Below are 21,083 nucleotides of genomic sequence, written 5' to 3'. Positions count from 1 at the left end.
AGGCTCTGTCATAGGAGCCTTTTTCATAAACCGCAGAGACGGTATTGGAAGTCAGCAATGAACAAAATAAAAAGAATCGAAATTCTTGAGCGATTACGAGAAAACAATCCGAATCCTCAAACTGAGCTTAACTGGAGCTCCCCTTTTGAACTGCTAATCGCGGTATTATTATCAGCGCAAGCAACCGATGTAAGTGTCAATAAAGCCACCGACAAGCTTTTCCCTGTCGCTAATACACCGCAAAGTATTCTCGATTTGGGAGTTGATGGCTTAAAAAAATACATAAAGACCATCGGTTTATTTAACTCAAAAGCAGAAAACACTATCAAGACTTGTAAGATCTTGTTGGAAAAACACAATGGTGAAGTTCCTGAAGATCGTGCAGCGTTAGAAGCGCTACCAGGCGTAGGTCGCAAGACCGCAAACGTCGTGCTCAACACCGCTTTTGGTTGGCCAACCATTGCCGTCGATACGCACATTTATCGCGTGTCGAATCGTACTAAGTTTGCAATGGGCAAAACGGTTGATGATGTCGAGCAAAAGCTATTAAAAGTTGTGCCAAAAGAGTTCAAACTCGATGTGCACCACTGGCTCATTCTTCATGGCCGCTACACGTGCTTGGCGAGAAAGCCTCGCTGCGGTAGCTGCATTATTGAAGATTTGTGCGAATATAAAGAGAAAGTATATCCAGATAGCTAACGCTATTTGAAAATCAAAGCTAGGAGCAAAAAATGTCAAATGGTCGAATTCTCCACACTATGCTTCGCGTAGGTGATCTAGACAAATCCATCAAGTTTTACACTGAAGTTATGGGCATGCAGTTGCTTCGTACGAACGAGAATAAAGAGTACGAATACACACTGGCGTTTCTTGGCTACGGTGACGAATCCCAAGGTGCTGTGATCGAGCTAACTAACAACTGGGGTAAAACTGAATATGACCTAGGTACTGCTTTTGGTCATATCGCCATTGGTGTTGATGATATCTACACAACTTGCGACGCTATCAAAGCGGCGGGCGGTAATGTGACGCGTGAACCAGGTCCAGTAAAAGGCGGAAGCACGCACATTGCATTCGTAAAAGACCCAGATGGCTATATGATTGAGCTTATCCAAAACAAGCAAGCTTCAGCAGGTCTGGAAGGCTAAGCGGTACTTCTAATAATCACTTGTACTGCAAGTTGAAAATCGATTACAGGCAGGTCTGCGATCTGCCTGTCCTTTTATAAACAAAACACTTTACTTGATAATAATTATCGTTTAGATTTGTTCGCAACTTCGATATGCGGGATTACGATAATGATCAGTGAATGGGAAAAACACACACTTCTAGCCGATACGGCACTTCAACTAGATGACCCTGTTCGCAGCATTCTTCATTACCAGCAAGCCCTAAGCCTGAGTGAAGATATTAGCGAATGTGTGGAAATTGAAGCAGACGAGCGATTATTAATTTCTGTGATTTCTTGTCATAACTTAGCTCAGTTCTGGCGTTGGGCCGGAGACACTGACTATGAACTCAAATACCTTCAGCTGGCTTCAGAGAAAGTCTTAACACTCATCCCACAATGCCCAAATAAAGAATGTGCAAGCTTTATCGACTCAATAGGATGTTGCACTAAAGCATTAATAGACTTCATGAAACGTCACCCTAATCCGGCTATTGCCAAACAGGTTGAAAAAATCGATACCGCAACAAATTGCGAAGTCATTGCCAAATTCCGCTTAAACTAACATTCAAATTATACAGCCGGAATCACCGAAAGGTACTTAGCAAAATCCCATTAAAATATTATTAACAACGTCAGTAAATTAAAAACGCCGAAGCTTTCAGCTTCGGCGTTTTTATATTCGTTACACTTGGGTTCGCCCGAGTGATATTACGACTCGGCGGTTTTTGTCTTTTCCTATTGGCAAGCCATTATCTGCAATAGGACGACGCTTGCCGTACCCTTGCACTTGAATTCGATCTTCCGGTAGCCCTAGAGACTGAAAATAATCACGAAGTGACTCTGCACGTCGCTCAGATAAACTTTGGCTCGCACTTTTGCCATCGGTTGAATCGGTGTACGTCGCCACCAGCACGAGATCGATATCTTGATTATGTCGGATATAATCTGCAATTTGTGATAAACGCTTTTTGGAAGCCTTGGTTAACTGATCGCCTTGTCTTTCGTAGTGCAAAATCGTAAAGGCAATGTCTTCAAAACTGTATTTCAATAAATTGGAAATACAGTCGCTAAACGCGTTGTACTTATTTTGAAACAGCACGGATGACAATGCGACTTCAATTCTCTGATCTCGGCTCTGCCAATCCTGATAACTAAAGGTCGGATAACGCCCTTTTTCCAGCTCAGACAAAATGCCCCATGCTGTTTGCCCTCCGACATAACCATCAAACTGTTTAAAAAACTTTAGGTTTGTAATTCGATCGGCGTGTTCACCTGGTCGCCAAGGTGGCGGCATAGAGATGAGACTGACGTTACGTGTTTCTCCCATCGGACGACGCATTTTTAACTCAAAGTCTAAATTGATTTTTTTATTCGCACGAGATGAAAATACCGCATCTCCAAAACTTGGAATAGGGTGAACAAGTTGGCATTCTAACGGTGTGTTGACCACCATTTCCCATTGAGATTGCTGTGGAGTGGCAACATAACGTTTGCCCATCACAGCAAAACTGCTTGTGCTAAACAACGAAAATACAACGCCACTAGTAATCAGCCATTTCTTCATCTAAGTACTGTCTCTTAAACGGCAGTCTGTTGCCGTCAATTTGAATCAATAAAACCACTTCACCTGGCATGCAAAAACCTCGCCAACGTGCGAAATATCCTGATATTACGATTAACGTTAATCATGGTAACTCAATCACCCGAAATGCGATCGAGCGTATTGATGAGATGCAAAATAGAATTCCGTTTTTCTCCTAAATTGCGGTTTTTCTCGTCGGTATAATCTGCAATAATGCAGCCTTCGTCACACAAAAATAAGCCGACATGACAATAGAAAATGAAGCTCTGACCTTGAAAAAACGCTTTCGTGGTTATTTCCCTGTGGTAGTAGACGTTGAGACCGCAGGTTTCAATGCTCAAACTGATGCACTTTTAGAAATTTGCGCCGTTACGTTAAAAATGGACGAAGATGGCGTGTTGCATCCGGCCTCCACCATTCATTTTCATGTTGAGCCATTTGAGGGCGCTAACTTAGAAAAAGAAGCGCTAGAATTCAATGGTATTCGTGACCCATATAGCCCTCTTCGTGGTGCAGTTTCTGAGCAAGAAGCGTTAAAAGAGATTTATAAACTTATTCGCAAAGAACAAAAAGCCGCAGATTGCTCGCGCGCAATTATGGTTGCCCATAACGCAGCATTCGACTTAGGTTTTGTAAATGCAGCCAATGAGCGCTGTAAACTAAAAAGAGTCCCTTTTCATCCCTTTGCTACTTTTGACACGGCAACATTGAGTGGCCTTGCTTATGGTCAAACGGTTCTCGCGAAAGCATGCAAAACGGCCGGGATGGAATTCGATAATCGTGAAGCACACTCAGCGCTTTACGATACACAAAAAACAGCAGAATTATTCTGCGGTATTGTCAACAAATGGAAGGCCCTCGGCGGTTGGCCGCTTGCTGACGAAGAATAATAAGTAAACACAACATATTAGGAAAAGTATGAATCCTGTCGTTATATCAGTGTGCGTCATGCTCGTGTTAGCATTGATGCGCGTAAACGTGGTGGTTGCCCTCACGTTTAGTGCCATCGTTGGTGGCCTTGTCGCAGGCATGAGCCTTGGAGACACAGTTGCCGCGTTCGAAAGTGGTTTAGGTGGCGGTGCGACTATCGCTCTGAGCTACGCAATGTTAGGCACTTTCGCCGTTGCTATCTCTAAATCTGGCATCACGGACCTACTGGCTAAAAGTGTTATCAAGCGCTTAAATGGTAAAGAAAACTCGGCGTCAACTACCGGGTTAAAGTACGCGGTGTTAGTCGCGCTCGTTCTTGTCACTATGTCATCTCAGAACGTAATTCCGGTCCATATCGCCTTTATTCCAATTTTGATTCCACCTCTTTTGGGCGTATTTGCGAAACTTAAGCTCGATCGACGTTTGGTCGCGTGTGTTCTTACCTTTGGTTTGATCACACCTTACATGATCTTACCTGTTGGTTTCGGCGGTATTTTCTTAAATAACATTCTATTAAAGAACCTACATGACAACGGTTTGGAAAACGTGGTTGCAAGCCAAGTTCCAACTGCAATGTTACTGCCAGGTGCTGGTATGTTGTTTGGTCTATTGCTGGCAATCTTTGTTAGCTACCGTAAACCACGCATCTACGAAGAAACGGAGTTGACTGTCGTTCACGAGACAGATCATGCTATCAATAAAAAGCACATCTTGGTGGCCGCTCTTGGTATTGTCGCCGCATTGGGTGTTCAGCTTTACACTGGCTCAATGATTATTGGTGCTCTAGCTGGCTTTATGGTGTTTACTTTTGGCGGTGTGATTGCTTGGAAAGAAACGCACGATGTCTTCACAAAAGGCGTGCATATGATGGCTATGATTGGTTTCATCATGATCGCTGCCGCAGGTTTTGCTGCGGTAATGAAGCAAACAGGTGGCGTTGAGACATTAGTACAGTCTCTCTCTACCAGCATTGGTGATAATAAGCCGCTTGCAGCACTACTGATGCTGATCGTTGGCCTGCTAGTAACAATGGGCATTGGTTCATCGTTTTCAACCATTCCAATCTTGGCGACAATCTACGTTCCACTCGCGTTGGCATTTGGTTTTTCGCCAATGGCAACAATCGCGCTAGTTGGTACTGCTGCCGCTTTGGGTGATGCTGGTTCTCCAGCGTCCGACTCGACATTAGGCCCTACATCTGGTCTAAATGCCGACGGTCAGCATGAGCACATTTGGGAAACGGTTGTTCCAACCTTTATCCACTACAACATTCCACTGATCATCTTTGGTTGGATTGCTGCAATGGTGCTTTAGTACCTTTGTTTGATGGATATACTTAGTTACGAAAAAGCCGCTCATTGAGCGGCTTTTTGTTATTTGAAATCGCGATTATTGCGCTGGCATATTGTCAATAATACGTTCACGTATCAGTTTCAAGGTAGGCTCTGTTGACAGATAATCTACGGCAATCGGGAAATAAGCGTCGTTAATTTGAAGAACCAAGCTAGGGTAAGAATCCACGCCTAGGCTCTTTGCAAGACTCAGTTGATCTTGGAACACACCTTCTAAGAAAGAGCCGTCCATATCGTTCTTGAACTGCTGAACATTCAAACCAATTTCTTTAGCTAGCTGCAAGTGAGTCGCTTCTTCATGAGGAGGCATCGCACGTAAGTAATACGCATGTTGAATCGCTTCTAGCATCTGCTCATAAGAATCTTGAAAGCCCGCTGCGATAACTGCGCGACAAGATTGGTAAGTGCTTCTTACTGGCGTACAAAGCTTCCAGAAATCGTAGTTAAACTTGGTGCCCAACTGACGCTCAATCTGCTTCCAAATACCTTCGAGTTTTTGTTGCATCTCTGGTGGCATCGGCAAACTAGTATCTGGCGCAAGACCACCCACCACATACTCAAACTGAATAACGCCTGGCAGTTGCTGTTTCAATTTATCAAGCGTCGGTTTGTAACCCCAACACCAACTGCACATTGGGTCATGCACGTAGTAAAGCTTTATATCCACTTTAATTTTTTAACCTATAAAATCAATTAGTTAAATGAAACAAGAATAATAAATGGCGATAAAGTGGCGACACATTTAAATCTTATTGCTTGGTTTCTGCTTAAGAGTTAACGAGTTTTGCTTGTAACCCTGATAACAATATAGGTCCAGCACTCACTCGTTCCCCTCTTCTTCATCAACACGTAAACAGCGGTTTTGTCCCGTTAACTGCACAGTGATTTTGACATCTGAGTTTAATTATACCGTCTCATAAATTGAAAAACTGCTTTATCTTAATAATTCGCTCTAAAGCCTTATAGAGTAAGGCTCTATGCCCTCTTAATCAGATCTTATCTTCGCTCACCTGATCATCTATATTTCTCACAAAATTCTGAACAACACTTATTTTTCATACACTTAAAAATGTCATCTTGATCTTTCCAGATCATTAAAATTGGAATTTACTGAAAATATTTTCAATCTTTGAAATTTTCAAAACACTCTCAGTCTAGGCTCTAAGTAGCTCTATTCTCTCGCAAGCCCCGCTATATATATGGTTTCCCACGAGACACTCTAGGAACTCTCCCCACTAAATTTCAGTACACAAAAACTGAAAAAAAAACTGATCGAAAAACCTCGCAGGCGGGTGAGGAGAGTGCGGATTTTGTCATCAGCTCCAAGCCTTCCACGGTTATATAGATATTGTTTGCACTTTGATTAAGTACTCAAGTTATGCAGAATGCGTGAGTATGAACTTTAGATTACGCTGGCGGGCATGGCTAGGATTGCAGGTTAAGTGGGCTATTCATTATATGAATAGCCCTGTAAATGAGAGCAATGCTATGCAAATATCTAGGACAGTACATCCGCTGCTTTACTCACAACTTTTGACACTTTATCCAAAGTATCGGTAACTTTGTTTATCACAAGCAGTACTTTTTCTAGGTCCTGTTGAGCTTGCTTACAATAAGTTGTCAGGGAATTTAGGCTAGTTAAAGCCTCGATAAGTTCATCAGAAGTACCGATCAACTGATTTTTCATCACTGTGACTAAGTTTTCGTGAAGCTTTTCACTTGCGTCTAATAACTGATTGGCTTTTTGATTATCTAGCTCTACTTCATATAGTTTATCAATCTCTAAAATAGATGATAAAAGCGCACCGCGTACTAATTTATTTTTTTCAGGTAACGTGTTCATAAGACTTCCTTACTGGTATTACTGAAATGGTATAGCTTAGGTGTTTTCTTTACAGACGATTATTTGAGCTTCTGTTGCAGTAACCTCTTCGTTCGTTGCTGGTGAAGCGTCTTCTATCGCGTAAGAACCATTACATCCGTCAACTAAATCGCGATAATCGCCATAGTGTTTCCATTGCTCTTTTAACTCGCCGATAATGGCGATAATGCTTGGGCCATCAAATTGATCTTTTGCCACTTCCTTAGCTAAGGCTGCATGAGCTTTCTGTATACCTAAAAGTGATTTCTGCGTTTTCGATAAATTAATACGAGTCGTGGCCATTAGTGTATGAGCATCAAAAATTTCCTTCATGCGTTTTTCACTCTCAGAGAAAGCTAACGGTTTTGCATTAGCATTCACATTAAAGTCTCTTATTAGATGTTTTAAAAAAGTGCTACGCTGAGAAACCAAAACATCTTGGAAGTACGTTTCTTTTAGTTGGTCAACGATCTCATCTGTGATGATTTTTATTTTGGGGTCAGCTTGTATGATGACCGTTTTCAATGCTTCTTGGCGCTTTTTCTCTACATAGGTAGTTCCAATCGCAGCGATGGCTGTAGAGATAATAGATATATCATCATTAGTATAGAGATTAGGTTTACCCGTTAATTCAACATAGCTTGTATTTGCCGAGTTCATTGAAGCCGCTAGATTCGCCGCAGCAAAGTCAATTTCTGCTTGAGTAACAGCTCCCGCTAGGTTTTGCAGGCCTTTCGCGTATTTAGTCAACGCATCATTCGCTTGATATAAAGCAAGGTTTTTCGTTAACTTTTTATCAAAAATAGGTGCGATTTCCTCAATTTCAGAGCGTGTAAGTGGCTCTATTCCGCCGCCAAATTTCGCCGCTTTATCTTTTATCTGCTTGGAGACCTCACCCTGATTAATATCAACGAGGACTTGATCTACTTGATCGGTTATCCCCTGTGTCGCTAGGGCGAATGCGCCAATTTGATTGTGAGGAGTGGAAGAACATCCACTGAGAAGTAAAACTAATATGGATATTGAATATAAATATTTCATTTACTAATCCTTACCTAGTTTAGCCTAGAGTATTTATTCAATTACTATGCAACCAAGTAAATATTAGTTCAAAAATCATTCAGCACTTGAATCTGAGATAAATAAATTTTGGAGTAGGTTATGAAGGTATATTGATGACCTTACCGGTCAGGAAACCAGTAAGGTGGGACTTACGGTATGACTATATTTTTATACTCCCCTTACTCGTACAACTAGTTTATAAGTATCTCTCCGGTAAAAGGTTAACTTGTTTGTGTTATCGGTTCGAGCCTGCCCTTCAACTTCTCACTATCCTCCCCATGACTAGTAATATTATTCGCTTGCACTGGTGTTTTGGTGCTTGCTCGTCCTGGTGCTACACCGCTGTGTGTATGCGTTGCTAAAGTGTCGGCCAATTCTTTAACCACCTGCATTAACTCCGATAACAGAATCAACACATTCTCTTGCTTAGAGCCTATCCAAGTCTTAGGTGATTGCAGCCATTGGTGCTCAGCGGCAATACTTCGGCGAAATTTTCCGATGGTCTCAATCAGTTCGCCAGCGGTAGCCGTTTGCATGTTGCCCAAGTTTCCTAACACCAGATCATCTCCTGACAACAAATTAATAGCACCAAGCGCTTCAATGAGCTTCTTACCATTCACTTCTTCAGTGCTGTGCTCATTTACAAAAAGCTGATGCTGGCCAAACTCACCTTTATACCGTTCAAATTGGTCTAACTTATCAAACGCTCTCTGATTTTGAGTTTGGTCAGTCTGCAGTGTTGTATTTCCTGCGGCATCGACTCGATAACTCACTTCTTCACGTTGCTGTTGTAGTTGTTCACCAGGCTCTATTGAGGGAAGCGCATATTCACGTCCATAAACGCCACGTATGATGGGTCTATCGCTTCGACCATAAGCGAAAGCAATTTCAACCAGTGTCCCTTCTAATGGATACGCTAACAATCCAGACTCATGTCCGCTCATGTTAACCGGCAATGGAATCGAGCGATAAACTGGTACGTTACTATCTGGTTGCAAATTATCATCTAGGACTTGCACATCAACAGAGAGTCTTGGCCGAAATGGGTCAGATACTTTACCCGCCGTCGCACTGTCTCTGACCGATTCGACTCGCCCGAACTTTGGCAAGTGAAAGCCTGCTGCTAATTCAGGAAAATGCTGTAGTGTTTCTCGCTTTTTAGGTATGACTTCAGACTGCTCAGCTTTCCAATACGCCGTCATATCATCCTGTATTAAGTCAACCCGATTGACTCGCTTACCATTCACAACACGACCTGGCCTAAGCATAGGAAACGGAACAAAGGTGACACTGTTACCATTTTGACGACTCGTAAACTCTTCAGGTAGTGGCATTGGTTTGCCGTTGAAATGGCTATCTTGATAGGAGCCGAAGTAAACTACCTGGTCAGTATGTTGAAACCAAACACAGTCAGGAATAGAAAAAGCCTTAGCGACCTGATCTAAACATTGATAACCCGTTCCCTGGCAAACAAAGTTTGGGATCGCGGTCTTCATGTATTCTTTATTAGGTAGATTAAACTCGAGACCAGTAAGGTGAGAGAGCTCATCAATAACCTGCTCGGCATTTGGATGCTCTAAACTGAGAGACCAACGTTTACTCAAAATACCTGTCAGTTCTTTTACTGTGATTTTTTGGTAGCCATTGACTGTAGATTGGATTTTATCAACATAGCCCTCAAACCAAGGCGACGTTTTGTTTTCATATCCAATATCAAAACGCACTGGCTCGAATAATTTCAGGGGTTGTGTTGCTTCAATTTCAAAGATGGCCACACTACCTAAAGAAAGCTTTAAGCTCACCATGTTACTTGCCAATTTGACTTCTTCGCCGCTTATATACAAACGCTTCTCTAACTTCATTGAGTCGCCTCCTCTGCGGTGATGAGAGCCTGTTTTAACCGAGTATTCTCTCGCTGCTCTGGCTTGCTTTGCGCTTTAATCCGCTGCTCTTTTTGCTCGGCGACACTGTTGTACTCCCGAAGCTCAAAGGAAACATTCCAAGCCTGTAGAGTTTCATGTTCTCTTACTTGAATACGCCCAGTGAACTTCACATTGCGAATTTTAAGTGCGAGCGCAATGTCATTGCCGATTCGATAAATACGTCTAGCATTCGACTCATCTTTATCTGAAGCAAACGCATAAAGTTGGGTCAGTGTTTCTATACGAATGAATGGAACACGACCACTAAAGGTAAGCTTTTTGCCTTTGTCACCTTGCTCTGCCACCTCGGTACCAGAAGACTGCCCACTCATGTCCTGGTCTTTAAACTCCATAGACATTTCAACGGTCATCGAGTCTAAGTTAATTGGCACACCATCTAGAGCTAGCATAATAGCTCCTCAAAAAACGTCATAGGTTCATAGCTAAGCAATAAGCTTGCTAATGTAAATTGATGATTGTTGGGCGTTCCCGCTTGATTCAATCGTGTCGCTATACTTTCCGCATTGCCCTCCACGGAGAACACATAGATACTTCCTTTCAAGTTCTTCAGGGCGTTGAGCTGAGCCTTGATTTCTTCCATCTTTTTATTGCGTTTCGCTGCTAGTAACTGCAACTTGTCAATTACGTGATGGTCATCGTCTGCTAATGACTCTAGCGTAGCTACTTGGGCACCTTGCCAATGTAAAGCATCATGTAATGGGTTAGCGTTGAGTAAAGCCATCGGCTTAAATCGTGGTAGAGCGATCGCTGCAGGTTGATGGAACTTATCAACGTCATTGGTATTTAAAGCATGACTTTGCCTAGCTACTTGGCACCACTCAGGCATTGGAAACAATGATGTAAGCTCAATGAGCTGCCGAGAGAATTGATTCAATTGAGAGGCCGTTACCATTATCGCAATACCGTGAAGATGGCCATTTGGTCGGTACCTATCAGCGTAATCCCGCAGCTTATTAGATAACGTTTTAATTGCAGTACTAGGATTGAGGTAACACCCCGAGTCCAAATGGGTCCCCACTTGAAACTGATATGGCGACACTGTAAGTACGGTTCCTGAGACAAGTAAGGATTGAAGTTCACTACGCAGCTTAAGCAAAGCGCTCGCCTCTTCACTTAAAGAGTGACGCCCGTAATTGGCGTCACTTGTATGGTTGGTTAACCGGTTAATCGCTTCATTCATTACGGCGCCGACTGCGTCTGTCACTGACTCAGCCTTGGTTTGAATGTTCTGCGAGTAACTTGGCCAGTTTAATTGGGATAAGTGCCAAGTCATAAGCGGCCTTCAATTGTCATGGACTTCTCCGTAGGGCGTTGTGGTCGAATGGTCATCGTTACTACACCATCCTTTACATAGTCGCGCAGCGCTCTCCGGTAGCTTCTCCAAACTGAAGCAGTTAGCGTAGAACGAGGATCGGAGTCTTCATGTAATGTGACTTGTCTATCCACATAAACCATTTCATGTGCCACCCATTGATTTTCTGCTTCAGCAAAAATGGCTGGCTCTTCTTGACCAGGAACTGCATCTGGATATGTCCATATGCCATTTGATTGTAAGACAGCGGGCAGCTTCTCGGGTGGTGAAGGGATCTCTATCCATCCATGCGGAGGGGTACCTCCGATAACTTGAAAACACCCCGTTCCCACTAATCCATATATTTTCTCTTTATCCATGCCTTACACCTTAACGCCCACAATCTTTCTCAAATAATGCTCACCTGAATAGGCGGTCACGCCATCGTATTTTAGAGAAGTACCACCTCTAACCGATTGAACTTCTTTACATGTCAAGGTAAACCCGTACTTGCCATCACTCTGCAAGATGATATAAAACTGGCCCAGCTCCATCGCTAATTGCACATCAACAATTGCACTCAGGCTTAGCCCTGACGCACCTGCATAACCACCTTCGGCTGTCACTATTAAGAAATCGAAGTTTGTAATAGGCTCTGACGTTTTTAGCTTCGTATTACCTGGCGCTCGTCCATTCCACAAAATTGACCGCTTTGTATTTGATTTACTACTGAGTGCTTCTTGTAAACCTCTAATAGTAGAAATCGCTTGAGTGCCCGTATGATTAGCTCGGTTCTTTAAATGTGCGTCTGTTTGATTTTTCGTAGCTTGAGTGGCAACTCCATCGAGCTTTTTCTTATCTGCTGCCGTCATTACCCCTGCATGAGATGTCGTCACCGCACTTAAAACCGCATCTTTACCCGTAGAACTCTTGATCGTTTGAGTTGTGGCATTGCGAGATGCCGTCAAGTTGGTTGCGATATTCGCTTGTGCTCCAGCTTGTATGCCATCCAGCTTCTTCTTGTCTGCTGCGGTCATAACCCCAGCGCTAGATGTTGTTGCGGCACTTAAAGTGGCATCTTTACCCGTAGAGCTATTAACCGTTTGAGAATTGGTGTTGCGAGACACGCTCAAGTTAGTTGCTACATTGACTTGAGCCCCACTCTGAATCCCGTCTAATTTTTTCTTATCGCTTGCACTCATCCAACCGGAGGCTGTTTTAGTGGCATTCTTAACATTCTTGTTGATGTATGACGCGACAGACTGAAAGACTCGCTTTGCACTCCATAGGCTACGGTATTCATCCTCACCAGCTTCAGCTTGTTGCTGAGTGATAACATCCCACACGCGCCAATCAGTAACATTGCCATGGGAGTCAATGCCAGCAAGTCGAGCGATGTAATGCTGTTGACCATTTTCATCAACGTAATTACTGAGTTCTGTTTTTGAGCTTCTTACTGTCGCTATGTTTTCCCAACGAGAGAGTGCGCTGCCTTGGCGTACCACATCTAAGTACAAGCCACATGGGATGCCATCACTGACCACCACCTCTTTTTTTGAGAGCTCAACACGTAACCCTGAGACATAAACAACTCCGGGACTAACAACAAATGTGTTTGACTTTCCTTTAGCGACAACCGAGCAGCCACGTACAAAGGCCGAACCGCCATAATGGTCAAGGTTCGCCAAACGTAAATCATCATCAATGCCCATTAAGCGCCCATGAAAGTCTATCTGCCAAGTTCCTGGTTCAACATGAATATTTGCTATCGCTGCAGCGCCACTGTACTCCTGCGCGACGGACTTAATAGTAGTCATGTTTTCTTCTTTAGTTTCCGTGTTCTTATACACGATCAAGCCACAGGAGTTCTCAACATGCTTGTCATGGAGGTAAATCGCATTGAACTTAAAACTCGGTGTGGTTGACTGAAGAATGACGGAATACACCAACGTATTACTATTAAGTCGCGCAGCCTGGTCCACTTTTTGACGATGCACGATATACGCTTCACTAGGCAGACCTAGGGCACGGTCAATCGGTGATTCAGCGTCTAAGTTAGGAATATGAGCAAACACAAACTCGTTCATGTCTGTCGTACTACCCGATGTAATTTTATCCACTAAATAGCGCTCAAACTGAGCAGGGATAATGGTTTGGCTCATACTGTATTATTCCTCTAGTTTTGCACTAAATAGCTGCTGACTTTGGCTGAAACAGGCCGTACGAATGTGCACCTGAATGGGATAAACAACTTCAAATCGATATCGACGGCAAGTTCTCCCATATTGCTCTATGAGCACTTGAACCAACTTGCTGTTTTGCGAGATATCGCCATCACTTAGCTCAATAGTACAAACGTCCCACTGAGCTTCGTTTTGACGCTCTTTGAACTTAACGATGCCAATGCCTAGCCTTTCAAAAATCCGCTTGAACCCCGCTACGCTACCTGCGTCTTTGGCGTTCACTTCTGCGTATTTCACTCGCTTTCGAAACAGTGAAAGTGGCTCACTCTCAAACCTTTTGATATCTCTATCCCATGCCATTAATTCCAATGCTTTTTCGTTACAGGTCAACGCATCCATTTGGCGAAGCGGAAATAGTAGGCTGCTCCAAACTATCCGGAAGAATGAAAAAACGCCTTTAGATAAAAAGTGAGGTTCTTTGACTTCATCCGCCGTCGTTCTTCCGTCCTGCCACCATGGGATCACAATTTCTGGTAAGCGAGGGGAATGTCGGCTTTGGTCGTAATTTCGAGACTCAGACATCCACGAGTTCCCTAACTGCGAGTGATTTCAATCGAGGCTGTTCTAGCTTGCTGATAATGTCTTTTTGGCCTTTTCCGTCTACGGTAAACCTTACCGATTCAACTTCCGTCATGTTGGTATGTATCTCAGTACCAAGCAAAGATAAGCTAAAACGATGCTCAGGTTTCGCGCGTGTCATTTCTGGGTAAGCTGCTGTTTCTCGAAAAGCCGCTCTAATCCTCTCTTCCACTTCAAGAAGTTCATTCACTTTGGTGGCGCTGTCTAAGTTCTCAGCTAAGACGACATCCGCCGTGATCTCATGTTTCGTATCGGGAATGGCTTTACAGGTAAGTACATCACCGTGACCGTGATGCCCTTTAGACATTATGTGCTCATTTAGCTGTTCAAGAACGGTCAGCGGGGTTGGCCCCACTTCCATCAAAATCAATGCTTCTGCTGAACCAGGGGTTATGTCCCCTGTATTTCTAAAATAGATGTTATCACTTCGGATCCCCGCTACGCTGGCGATGATAGAGCGATACACATCATCGATGTGCCATTCACCAGAGCTAGTAAAGGCATTTTGAATACGAAGCGCTAACTCTTCATCAGTCTCTGCGTCAGCACCGGGTATAGAGAGCCAGTCAGGTTCATTCACCGCATCAACAATGCCCGGTATCGCTTCAGGAATAATGTTGAAATACCCCGCCGGCAAGTTAAACGCGGAGCCCGCTTCAAGTGCTTCGACAAGCACCTTACCCTTTAAGTGACCAGCCTCGATGATTCCGGGCTCAATAACTTGAACTTTATACATAACGCCATCTATAGGTAGCGTTTGAATAACCGCCCCTTTCTCAATCGTCACCGCATCAGCAGCATTTGCTTTAGTTAGTGTGATGTAGCCTTGTGCTCTTTGAGCTACTTTCGGCGCGATATTGTGCTCCCATGCTTTTAGGTCCAGAGCCCAACGCTCAGCGGTTGCCACGAACATATTGGGCATAACGTGCTGAGCCAATAGATGTCTAATCAGCCAAACACATGGCGTGACCACTGCAGCGCGAACCCAACGCCAAAACGGTGACATTTCGGAGTCATTCGAAACCTTACTACCAGCCCCCACGACTTCTTGTTTTAGTTTGGTTTCAAAGTCCTTTTCGGTAACTGGAACACCCGATTCACTTAGCACCTGAACAAAATCCGTACTTGGTCGTTTACTCATGCTTTCACCTCAAGTTCCCCATATTCATAAGCCTTAGCGGTTAAGGTGATATCACCAGTTTCTGTTTCTCTTGCTGTCGCTGAACCCGGTACCACTCTTACATCTCTCTCAGCAAGTTGCTCAATTTGCACCATTACATCAGCGCGTAACGCTGGGTTTCTTTCTGCAACCAATTGGCGAGCCAATCCTGATTCCATGATCGCGTGCTTAATGTCCTGCGCGATGCTGTATAAATCACTGCACTCTTTAGGCTGTTGGCCTGCGTCCATATCCCAGCCACCCTCGACCACTTTGATATCGTTGTAGCGCTTGCGTTCTGTTAAGTCGTTACCCCACATTGAGCTCATCCCACTCGGCTAATTGGTCTGGTGTTATTCCGTTAGGGGCAGTGATATACACGTCGCCAAAAGAGCTAACTCGACTAGCATCACTGTGATTGGTTGTTTTCATATTGTTCACCACTTGAGGAGGCAATCGTGGCTCGTTGCTCTTCCCTTTATATTCGATAAACGGTTGAGGCGATTGAGTATCTAGATTTGGAGCTTCAACGTTGATGCTTGGCTGAGAAATAACCTGGCTTTCTGCAATTTTGAATGGCGCCATTTGCTCTGGCTTATATCCATAAACGTCTTGGTTCGTCGCTATCGCAGACTCGTAACTCATTTGAGGTTGAAGTAGTTCTAATTGCTTAACTTCTGACGCATCACCCGGAGTTAGGTTCTGTGATATAGGAGTACTGTGTTCAGCTTGGACGGCCGTTGTCATCTCTGGCGTTTCAATTTGGCTCCCCAGTTCAATATCAACACCTGGGATCATATTGAGTAAATCAACGAGCCCTTCGATAGCATGAGCAATAACATCAAACCAAGCCGTATCTTTAAACGCGGAGGTTAAGTTGTCCCACCAATAGATTGCCGCAGCAATACCACCTATAAGCAGCGCTATACCAGCGACAACCCAAGTTAACGGGTTGGCCCAAAGCGCGGCGTTAAATAGCCATGCAGCAGCAGTACTCGCCAGCGTACTAATACGCAGTAGTTTCATGATGCTATTTAAACTCGTCATGGTAACCGTCCAACCAGCAGACATCATTTGCCCGATCCCCATAGCAAGCGACAATGTTGCAATCACCCCGCCAAGAGACAGGCCTGCGATGGCGACATAGCCAAAAATTTCAGCAAGCCAAGGAAATTGGTCCGTCCAACCAACAAGCACCATTAAGCCGTCAGCCATGGTGCCTACAACCGAATTGATTGAAGGAAGAATCGCACCAAATACCGCTGCACGAACCGCAAACCATGCAGCTTCTAACCGTTCCCACTGATCTGTCATGGTGCTGGCCATTTGCTCGGCCTTCGACATTCCCTCGATTTGACCAAGTTGGTCAATACTGCCTGCGAGTCCTTCGGTATCAGCCATTAATAACTTAATCATGCTAACGGCTTCTTCTGAGCCGAATGCCTTTTTCAAATCAGCCGCTTCAGCAACACTTAAGGTGTCACCATATTTACCTTTCAATTGTTCAAGAATATCTAGCATAGGCAGCATCTGACCTTGGCTATCGGTAAACGACAAATTGAGCTTATCTTGAGCGTTGGCCACACCCGCTAAGAATGCTTTGTATTTGGTACCCGCTTCGCTGCCACTCATGGTTGATTGAAGAGTGCCTAAAATCGCCATCTGCTCTTCGATAGCAACTCCTGCAATGGTCGCATTCGCTCCGATGCTAGTAAAAGCACTACTCATGCCTGCGCCTGTAGTCTTAAACATTTCAACAGACTGCGCGGTCATGCCAGCAATTTGTTTGGACCAAATACCAACCCCAATTTCATCAGCTTGATTTTTAAAAACACCATACATAGTGCCCATATAATCCGTAATGGTTGCAGTATCAGCCTTAGTCGCAGCGGCTAAAACGGCAGAGCTTTTGGTGATTTCAGAAAGGCTATCTCCATCAATATCACCAAATGCTGACTTGATATCATATGAGGCGCCGACAATATCTGTGGCGGACTTCCCGTACTGTGCCGATGTCCAAAGTGCGGTCTTTGAAAGCTTCGCGAGATCCTCATCCAGAACCCCTAACGACTTCACCTCGCCTAACTTTCTATCCATTTCAATCGCTGGCATCAGCGCATTTTGAATAGCAAAGCCCGTGGCAACTAAACCCGCACCACCTGCCGCCATGTTTTGCATGCCTTGCTTACCAGCATCCATCGAAGCTTGTACTTCTTTAGTAATCCCCTGCAGCGGCTTGGTGACTTGATCAACCAACGCTATGTGCATCAACAGTTTTTCCATGCTCATCGCGTAATACTCACTCGCTCTTTATGTCTGTTAATGACTAAACAGTCGGCTGATAGCACTCATTACTGCTCTTTCTTCGCGTTCGAACTGGTGTTTGTCCAGCCAGATAGCGCGACTTAAACTTCTTTCATCGTCTGGCTCACTCGGCAAAAAATGACGACGAAGGGCAAAGGCTTGTTCCAAAGGATTGTCTTCAATCCTCTTTGCCCTATCTGTTATTTTTTTAGTGTGATTTCGATACCACCTTTAGAAGCGTTACTTACCGTGGCATAAAGCTCGATAGTTAAGCCAGGAACGCTATCAAGTAACTCAGTGAGCTCATCTTTTTGTTCTGGGTTCACGGTACGCGTTAAGTACGTATAGGCAGGCGCGACTTTGTTGTTAGGCATCATGTCATTGGTATAGTTATTTGCATCCTGTACCGTTGGCGTAAATACGAAGTCAGTGCCACCGATAGCGACTACGACAGGTTTTGATGTGAAGGTAGGTTTAGTCATTTTTACTTCTCTTCTTGTTTTCGTGCTTAGCACGCCATTGCAAATAATCTTCAATCTGGTTATCACACTCAGTCAGTGCGTTTTTCAGCTTGGGAATGTCGTCGGTAACCACTTCCGGCCATGTCCCTTGAACTTGTGGTTTTGAACAGGGCACCAACATTCCAGCAGGTGGTAATTTCATGAACACCTGCATTGCGACGGTTTCAGTAGGGGTCGCGCAGGCGGTCAGTAACAGTGGCAGGGATATGGCACTGAACGTTTGCCAGCTCTGTTTTAAGTGCTGCCAGGTCTGCATTGAGTTTTTCCTTTGCTGCTATGTGTTGCCGTTGCCGCTGAACTAACATGTTGTTAGCTTGCTCACTTTCACCCTTCAAAAATTCAATGGTGGTTAAGTTGATTTGGTTGTCTGCTTCTGCCTTGGTGAGCTTTTCACTTAATGTGGTTTTCTCTGCTTTGACGGTATGAAGCTGCAGCTTCAGCACCGCGATGGTCGTCACCAACACCGCAATACCAATCCACTTAATCCATTTCCATGCAGCGATCACGTTCTAATCCTCTTCGAGTGACGAGTCCTTTAAGTACAACGCCCTGACTCTTTACCCACTCCGTAATGTGACCGCAGGCTTTGGGATAATTGCCATGTTTGATTGCTTCGTAAATCCGAGTGTCAGAGCCGTCCTTATTTTTGCGAAACTTGGTACACCCGAAGTTGAAAACAAAGCTGGTAAATGCGTCAAATTGACCCGTGCTCATTTTCGCTCCTGAAATCCTTTCTGCATTGGTCACACATCGTTCGGCCGATTGAATGTTTTTTACCCAGTCGATCGCGACTTGCTCCAATGTGATTGGCGTATCTGGCACACCATGAGTATTCCCAATTCCATTCGTCGGAATACCTCCCGGACAAACGTAAGGGTTCTGCCGGCATCCCTCTGCATCACCAATCAACTTCAGTCCTTTAGGGGTGATGCGCAGCGTTCCTAAGTCTCGTTCCGATACCACAACTTGCCCAATGGGCTGCGTCAATTCTGGTCCATAAACAGCCGTACCACCTGTTACCAAGCCGATCACAGCGACTACAGAACAAATGATGCGCTTAGTCAGTTTCACTCAGTGCTACTCCTTTTTCGCTAGCAATACGTTGCATTGCTCGCTTGTGCCAATAGTTCAATCCCAGTGCTGCAAGGCCAATCACTAGTGATAAAATGAAATACCACTGTTCAAATGTCAGCTTGCTGAAAGTCATTCCTGCCAATGACACAAGGTAAGCAACTCCACTGGTTAATTTGTCGAACCAATCTTTCATATCGTTACTCCAAATTAGCCTGGCAAGGGGCGCAAAACTGGCACCCCGCTATAGCTATCTGACGCCCTTCAGGGATAGGGTCACCACACTCAAGACATTCTTTTGCACTCTCTCGTTCGCTTGTCTTCATAGACTGTTTAAGCTGGTTTGCGATTGCCATTTCAGTAAACTTGGTTTCGTTACTACTAGCATGGTCGATAAAGTCAGGCATTCGTTCTCTCTCTGATAGGCTTAAAGCAAACCGCGGGTATCATCATTACTTAGGTATGAGATGCCATTAATGCGAACAAAGTGAGGGCTCGTCACAAAGCCTTTAAGCTTGCGCTTGGTTTTATCACTGCTGTTTGGATCAACACTAAGTAAATCTGAGATTTGAAGCTTCACACCAAACAGCTCTACTTTGTCTTCATCATCGCCAGTATTTGCATAGAACATACAGTCGTGTGGCTTAATACCGCGCCAACTGCCAGCTTCGCGAGCTTTTTGCTGAAGCTTACGGAAGTTGTTCAAGTCCAGCTCATACTCAACATCACAACTCACAGCCCCATGAGTAAATCCAGTGGGAATGCCGCGCTCTTTATCAACAGCAGACTCATCATTGATGGTTGCTGTAGCCGACTCCACATGAACCAAAATCCCCAGCATGTTTATGTCGAAGCTTCGCCCTGTATAACGAGAATTCATTGTTTACTCCCCTAGTCGTTGATTGAGCATGATGCCGATGGTGATTTTCACTGGGCACTCGTAAGGTGTCACAGCGAGTAGAATTTCAACTTCTTCACTATTAACCCATGTAATGGTGATGTCATCGTCTTGAGGTGGTTTGATTTCACCAGGGAACTCGTAATCACCAATTTTTTTCACTACCGCCATTTCACGGAGGTCTTGAGTAAAATACAGTTTTGCGCTGGCTTCACTGCCTGGTGTGGAATTGAATTCTCGATCAGCAATTCGTGCAATTGCTCGTACCCGCACTTTACGTGCTGCTTTCATGGCGACGCGAATGTGACGAATATCTTGATAATCACCACCAGGGACATCTAGCGTACGTCCAGTTGTCCAATATTGTCCCGGATAGTCTGGATACCACATCGGCACAGCGATTCGAGCAGCTTCTAGTGCTTTAAGTGTTGCTAGCTCTAATGGCTTTCCATCCTTATCTTTTGCTAATTTCATACTGCCCAGAATGCTGCCTGTTTTTACTCGTGCCGGTGAATCAGCAATAGATACTTCTTGATTGGCCAACCGACCTGCATAAATGCCAACTGTAGAGTTTCCTTCGTGTACTTGTGGCACTACGGTGATGTATTCACTTGCAATGCTCTTTGGCACATTCACCGTTTGCGCTAACCACTCGGCCCATGTTTCACCGTCCTCGGAATCATTAATTCCTGGTAACGAACAGATCATGAAAACTTCTCGGCCAAGCTTGGCTTTAAGTTCATGGCGAAATGCGACTGCATCTTCAAGAGTGGACGCTCCAGTATTTGGCTTATCCAACACAACAGCTTCAAAGCTTGATGTCTCATTGGCTTTAAAAACCGCAGCCTGCCAACTATCTGATGGGTTTAAAACGATCACACCAGCAGTCCAGTTCTGTTTCCCATTTAACTGAGCAGCTTTTAGCGTGAGCATGTGTACAGGGTCGATGTTATCGAACGTGCTGTCTGAAAAATCCGTGGTGTTATCCACCATAATTAGGTTGCGCTCTGTTCCTGCAACTGTGCCGTACACAACAAACAGAAAGTGAAATTCAACGCCCGGGATCGGTCCGCGCATCATGTTCAGAATGTTAATAATGACGGTAGGCCATGCCAT

The 21,083-nt window shown here is 44.4% G+C and carries 27 protein-coding genes; 5 read left to right on the top strand and 22 right to left on the bottom strand.

The window, feature by feature from the left end; genetic code table 11:
* The first annotated feature begins 57 nt into the window (after positions 1–57).
* The 3 genes from nth (at position 58) to MTR11_RS20490 (ending at position 1,733) form a co-directional block, all read left to right on the top strand.
* Positions 58–699, top strand: a complete 642-nt coding sequence (gene nth, locus MTR11_RS20500) for an endonuclease III (protein WP_104971973.1) — start codon at positions 58–60, stop codon at positions 697–699.
* Positions 700–731: 32 nt separating this feature from the next.
* Complete coding sequence (gloA, locus tag MTR11_RS20495; RefSeq protein WP_243328300.1) at positions 732–1,148, top strand: lactoylglutathione lyase; 417 nt, start codon at positions 732–734, stop codon at positions 1,146–1,148.
* A 150-nt stretch (positions 1,149–1,298) separates the two neighbouring features.
* Positions 1,299–1,733, top strand: coding sequence for a DUF2753 domain-containing protein (locus MTR11_RS20490; RefSeq protein WP_005384886.1), 435 nt, complete (start codon positions 1,299–1,301; stop codon positions 1,731–1,733).
* A gap of 120 nt (positions 1,734–1,853) precedes the next feature.
* On the opposite strand, the gene motY is transcribed toward MTR11_RS20490, so the two are convergent.
* Positions 1,854–2,735, bottom strand: coding sequence for a flagellar protein MotY (motY, locus tag MTR11_RS20485; RefSeq protein ID WP_243328299.1), 882 nt, complete (start codon positions 2,733–2,735; stop codon positions 1,854–1,856).
* 263 nt (positions 2,736–2,998) lie between these two features.
* On the opposite strand from motY, the gene rnt reads away from it, so the two are divergent.
* Positions 2,999–3,643, top strand: coding sequence for a ribonuclease T (gene rnt, locus MTR11_RS20480; RefSeq protein WP_005396536.1), 645 nt, complete (start codon positions 2,999–3,001; stop codon positions 3,641–3,643).
* Positions 3,644–3,671: 28 nt separating this feature from the next.
* Positions 3,672–4,997, top strand: a complete 1,326-nt coding sequence (locus tag MTR11_RS20475) for a Na+/H+ antiporter family protein (protein ID WP_005396535.1) — start codon at positions 3,672–3,674, stop codon at positions 4,995–4,997.
* Positions 4,998–5,072: 75 nt separating this feature from the next.
* Here MTR11_RS20475 and MTR11_RS20470 read toward each other — a convergent pair whose 3' ends face one another.
* From MTR11_RS20470 to MTR11_RS20370, 21 genes are all read right to left on the bottom strand, one after another.
* The gene (locus MTR11_RS20470; protein WP_047010070.1) at positions 5,073–5,702 is read right to left on the bottom strand and encodes a DsbA family protein; all 630 of its coding nucleotides are present in this window, start codon (positions 5,700–5,702) and stop codon (positions 5,073–5,075) included.
* An 831-nt stretch (positions 5,703–6,533) separates the two neighbouring features.
* The gene (locus tag MTR11_RS20465) at positions 6,534–6,878 is read right to left on the bottom strand and encodes a hypothetical protein (protein WP_048625784.1); all 345 of its coding nucleotides are present in this window, start codon (positions 6,876–6,878) and stop codon (positions 6,534–6,536) included.
* Positions 6,879–6,914: 36 nt separating this feature from the next.
* Positions 6,915–7,937, bottom strand: a complete 1,023-nt coding sequence (locus tag MTR11_RS20460; RefSeq protein ID WP_243328298.1) for a hypothetical protein — start codon at positions 7,935–7,937, stop codon at positions 6,915–6,917.
* A 242-nt stretch (positions 7,938–8,179) separates the two neighbouring features.
* On the bottom strand, positions 8,180–9,820 hold the full coding sequence (locus tag MTR11_RS20455; RefSeq protein WP_243328297.1) for a hypothetical protein: 1,641 nt from the start codon (positions 9,818–9,820) through the stop codon (positions 8,180–8,182).
* Positions 9,817–10,290: a DNA-binding protein gene (locus tag MTR11_RS20450; RefSeq protein WP_243328296.1), complete on the bottom strand. Its 474-nt coding sequence runs from the start codon at positions 10,288–10,290 to the stop codon at positions 9,817–9,819. The genes MTR11_RS20455 and MTR11_RS20450 overlap by 4 nt, the downstream gene beginning before the upstream one ends.
* Entirely contained in the window at positions 10,284–11,174 is an 891-nt protein-coding gene (locus MTR11_RS20445) for a hypothetical protein (protein WP_243328295.1), read from the bottom strand. The genes MTR11_RS20450 and MTR11_RS20445 overlap by 7 nt, the downstream gene beginning before the upstream one ends.
* Positions 11,171–11,572, bottom strand: coding sequence for a hypothetical protein (locus MTR11_RS20440; RefSeq protein WP_243328294.1), 402 nt, complete (start codon positions 11,570–11,572; stop codon positions 11,171–11,173). The genes MTR11_RS20445 and MTR11_RS20440 overlap by 4 nt, the downstream gene beginning before the upstream one ends.
* Positions 11,573–11,575: 3 nt before the next feature.
* Entirely contained in the window at positions 11,576–13,354 is a 1,779-nt protein-coding gene (locus tag MTR11_RS20435; protein WP_243328293.1) for a phage tail protein, read from the bottom strand.
* 6 nt (positions 13,355–13,360) lie between these two features.
* The gene (locus tag MTR11_RS20430; RefSeq protein WP_243328292.1) at positions 13,361–13,957 is read right to left on the bottom strand and encodes a phage tail protein; all 597 of its coding nucleotides are present in this window, start codon (positions 13,955–13,957) and stop codon (positions 13,361–13,363) included.
* Entirely contained in the window at positions 13,950–15,155 is a 1,206-nt protein-coding gene (locus MTR11_RS20425) for a baseplate J/gp47 family protein (protein WP_243328291.1), read from the bottom strand. The genes MTR11_RS20430 and MTR11_RS20425 overlap by 8 nt, the downstream gene beginning before the upstream one ends.
* On the bottom strand, positions 15,152–15,493 hold the full coding sequence (locus MTR11_RS20420; RefSeq protein WP_017821183.1) for a DUF2590 family protein: 342 nt from the start codon (positions 15,491–15,493) through the stop codon (positions 15,152–15,154). Before MTR11_RS20420 ends, MTR11_RS20425 begins: the two co-directional genes overlap by 4 nt.
* Complete coding sequence (locus MTR11_RS20415; RefSeq protein ID WP_243328290.1) at positions 15,483–17,462, bottom strand: phage tail tape measure protein; 1,980 nt, start codon at positions 17,460–17,462, stop codon at positions 15,483–15,485. The genes MTR11_RS20420 and MTR11_RS20415 overlap by 11 nt, the downstream gene beginning before the upstream one ends.
* 30 nt (positions 17,463–17,492) lie before the next feature.
* Positions 17,493–17,645 (bottom strand): DUF6890 family protein, encoded by a 153-nt coding sequence (locus MTR11_RS20410; protein ID WP_017821181.1) that lies wholly within the window; start codon positions 17,643–17,645, stop codon positions 17,493–17,495.
* Between the two features lie 32 nt (positions 17,646–17,677).
* A complete protein-coding gene (locus MTR11_RS20405; protein WP_017821180.1) occupies positions 17,678–17,959 on the bottom strand; it encodes a putative phage tail assembly chaperone in 282 nt (93 codons plus the stop codon).
* Positions 17,952–18,140 carry a hypothetical protein gene (locus tag MTR11_RS20400; protein ID WP_017635439.1) on the bottom strand — a complete coding sequence of 63 codons (189 nt, stop codon included), beginning with the start codon at positions 18,138–18,140 and terminating at the stop codon, positions 17,952–17,954. Before MTR11_RS20400 ends, MTR11_RS20405 begins: the two co-directional genes overlap by 8 nt.
* A 22-nt stretch (positions 18,141–18,162) precedes the next feature.
* Positions 18,163–18,504, bottom strand: a complete 342-nt coding sequence (locus MTR11_RS20395) for a hypothetical protein (RefSeq protein WP_017821178.1) — start codon at positions 18,502–18,504, stop codon at positions 18,163–18,165.
* The gene (locus MTR11_RS20390; RefSeq protein ID WP_243328289.1) at positions 18,479–19,069 is read right to left on the bottom strand and encodes a lysozyme; all 591 of its coding nucleotides are present in this window, start codon (positions 19,067–19,069) and stop codon (positions 18,479–18,481) included. Before MTR11_RS20390 ends, MTR11_RS20395 begins: the two co-directional genes overlap by 26 nt.
* A complete protein-coding gene (locus MTR11_RS20385; protein WP_017635442.1) occupies positions 19,056–19,265 on the bottom strand; it encodes an HP1 family phage holin in 210 nt (69 codons plus the stop codon). Before MTR11_RS20385 ends, MTR11_RS20390 begins: the two co-directional genes overlap by 14 nt.
* A gap of 4 nt (positions 19,266–19,269) precedes the next feature.
* The gene (locus MTR11_RS20380; protein WP_047010078.1) at positions 19,270–19,476 is read right to left on the bottom strand and encodes a TraR/DksA C4-type zinc finger protein; all 207 of its coding nucleotides are present in this window, start codon (positions 19,474–19,476) and stop codon (positions 19,270–19,272) included.
* A 20-nt stretch (positions 19,477–19,496) separates the two neighbouring features.
* Complete coding sequence (locus MTR11_RS20375) at positions 19,497–19,949, bottom strand: phage protein (RefSeq protein ID WP_017821175.1); 453 nt, start codon at positions 19,947–19,949, stop codon at positions 19,497–19,499.
* A gap of 3 nt (positions 19,950–19,952) precedes the next feature.
* On the bottom strand, positions 19,953–21,083 hold the full coding sequence (locus tag MTR11_RS20370) for a DUF2586 domain-containing protein (RefSeq protein ID WP_047010079.1): 1,131 nt from the start codon (positions 21,081–21,083) through the stop codon (positions 19,953–19,955).

The organism is Vibrio sp. CCB-PB317, assembly GCF_022808245.1.
Classification (GTDB): domain Bacteria; phylum Pseudomonadota; class Gammaproteobacteria; order Enterobacterales; family Vibrionaceae; genus Vibrio; species Vibrio diabolicus.
This window is presented reverse-complemented; position numbering and strand designations above follow the sequence as displayed.

Excerpts from the sequence above, each read along its gene's own strand:
- MTR11_RS20465 (WP_048625784.1), bottom strand. The coding sequence starts at position 6,878 with ATGAACACGTTACCTGAAAAAAATAAATTAGTACGCGGTGCGCTTTTA.
- MTR11_RS20490 (WP_005384886.1), top strand. The coding sequence starts at position 1,299 with ATGATCAGTGAATGGGAAAAACACACACTTCTAGCCGATACGGCACTT.
- MTR11_RS20450 (WP_243328296.1), bottom strand. The coding sequence starts at position 10,290 with ATGCTAGCTCTAGATGGTGTGCCAATTAACTTAGACTCGATGACCGTT.
- MTR11_RS20375 (WP_017821175.1), bottom strand. The coding sequence starts at position 19,949 with ATGAATTCTCGTTATACAGGGCGAAGCTTCGACATAAACATGCTGGGG.
- MTR11_RS20475 (WP_005396535.1), top strand. The coding sequence starts at position 3,672 with ATGAATCCTGTCGTTATATCAGTGTGCGTCATGCTCGTGTTAGCATTG.
- nth (WP_104971973.1), top strand. The coding sequence starts at position 58 with ATGAACAAAATAAAAAGAATCGAAATTCTTGAGCGATTACGAGAAAAC.
- MTR11_RS20460 (WP_243328298.1), bottom strand. The coding sequence starts at position 7,937 with ATGAAATATTTATATTCAATATCCATATTAGTTTTACTTCTCAGTGGA.
- MTR11_RS20380 (WP_047010078.1), bottom strand. The coding sequence starts at position 19,476 with ATGCCTGACTTTATCGACCATGCTAGTAGTAACGAAACCAAGTTTACT.
- MTR11_RS20440 (WP_243328294.1), bottom strand. The coding sequence starts at position 11,572 with ATGGATAAAGAGAAAATATATGGATTAGTGGGAACGGGGTGTTTTCAA.
- MTR11_RS20455 (WP_243328297.1), bottom strand. The coding sequence starts at position 9,820 with ATGAAGTTAGAGAAGCGTTTGTATATAAGCGGCGAAGAAGTCAAATTG.
- MTR11_RS20425 (WP_243328291.1), bottom strand. The coding sequence starts at position 15,155 with ATGAGTAAACGACCAAGTACGGATTTTGTTCAGGTGCTAAGTGAATCG.
- MTR11_RS20400 (WP_017635439.1), bottom strand. The coding sequence starts at position 18,140 with ATGAAATTACCACCTGCTGGAATGTTGGTGCCCTGTTCAAAACCACAA.
- MTR11_RS20415 (WP_243328290.1), bottom strand. The coding sequence starts at position 17,462 with ATGAGCATGGAAAAACTGTTGATGCACATAGCGTTGGTTGATCAAGTC.
- MTR11_RS20430 (WP_243328292.1), bottom strand. The coding sequence starts at position 13,957 with ATGTCTGAGTCTCGAAATTACGACCAAAGCCGACATTCCCCTCGCTTA.
- MTR11_RS20385 (WP_017635442.1), bottom strand. The coding sequence starts at position 19,265 with ATGAAAGATTGGTTCGACAAATTAACCAGTGGAGTTGCTTACCTTGTG.
- gloA (WP_243328300.1), top strand. The coding sequence starts at position 732 with ATGTCAAATGGTCGAATTCTCCACACTATGCTTCGCGTAGGTGATCTA.
- MTR11_RS20435 (WP_243328293.1), bottom strand. The coding sequence starts at position 13,354 with ATGAGCCAAACCATTATCCCTGCTCAGTTTGAGCGCTATTTAGTGGAT.
- rnt (WP_005396536.1), top strand. The coding sequence starts at position 2,999 with ATGACAATAGAAAATGAAGCTCTGACCTTGAAAAAACGCTTTCGTGGT.
- MTR11_RS20420 (WP_017821183.1), bottom strand. The coding sequence starts at position 15,493 with ATGTGGGGTAACGACTTAACAGAACGCAAGCGCTACAACGATATCAAA.
- motY (WP_243328299.1), bottom strand. The coding sequence starts at position 2,735 with ATGAAGAAATGGCTGATTACTAGTGGCGTTGTATTTTCGTTGTTTAGC.
- MTR11_RS20370 (WP_047010079.1), bottom strand. The coding sequence starts at position 21,083 with ATGGCATGGCCTACCGTCATTATTAACATTCTGAACATGATGCGCGGA.
- MTR11_RS20445 (WP_243328295.1), bottom strand. The coding sequence starts at position 11,174 with ATGACTTGGCACTTATCCCAATTAAACTGGCCAAGTTACTCGCAGAAC.
- MTR11_RS20405 (WP_017821180.1), bottom strand. The coding sequence starts at position 17,959 with ATGACTAAACCTACCTTCACATCAAAACCTGTCGTAGTCGCTATCGGT.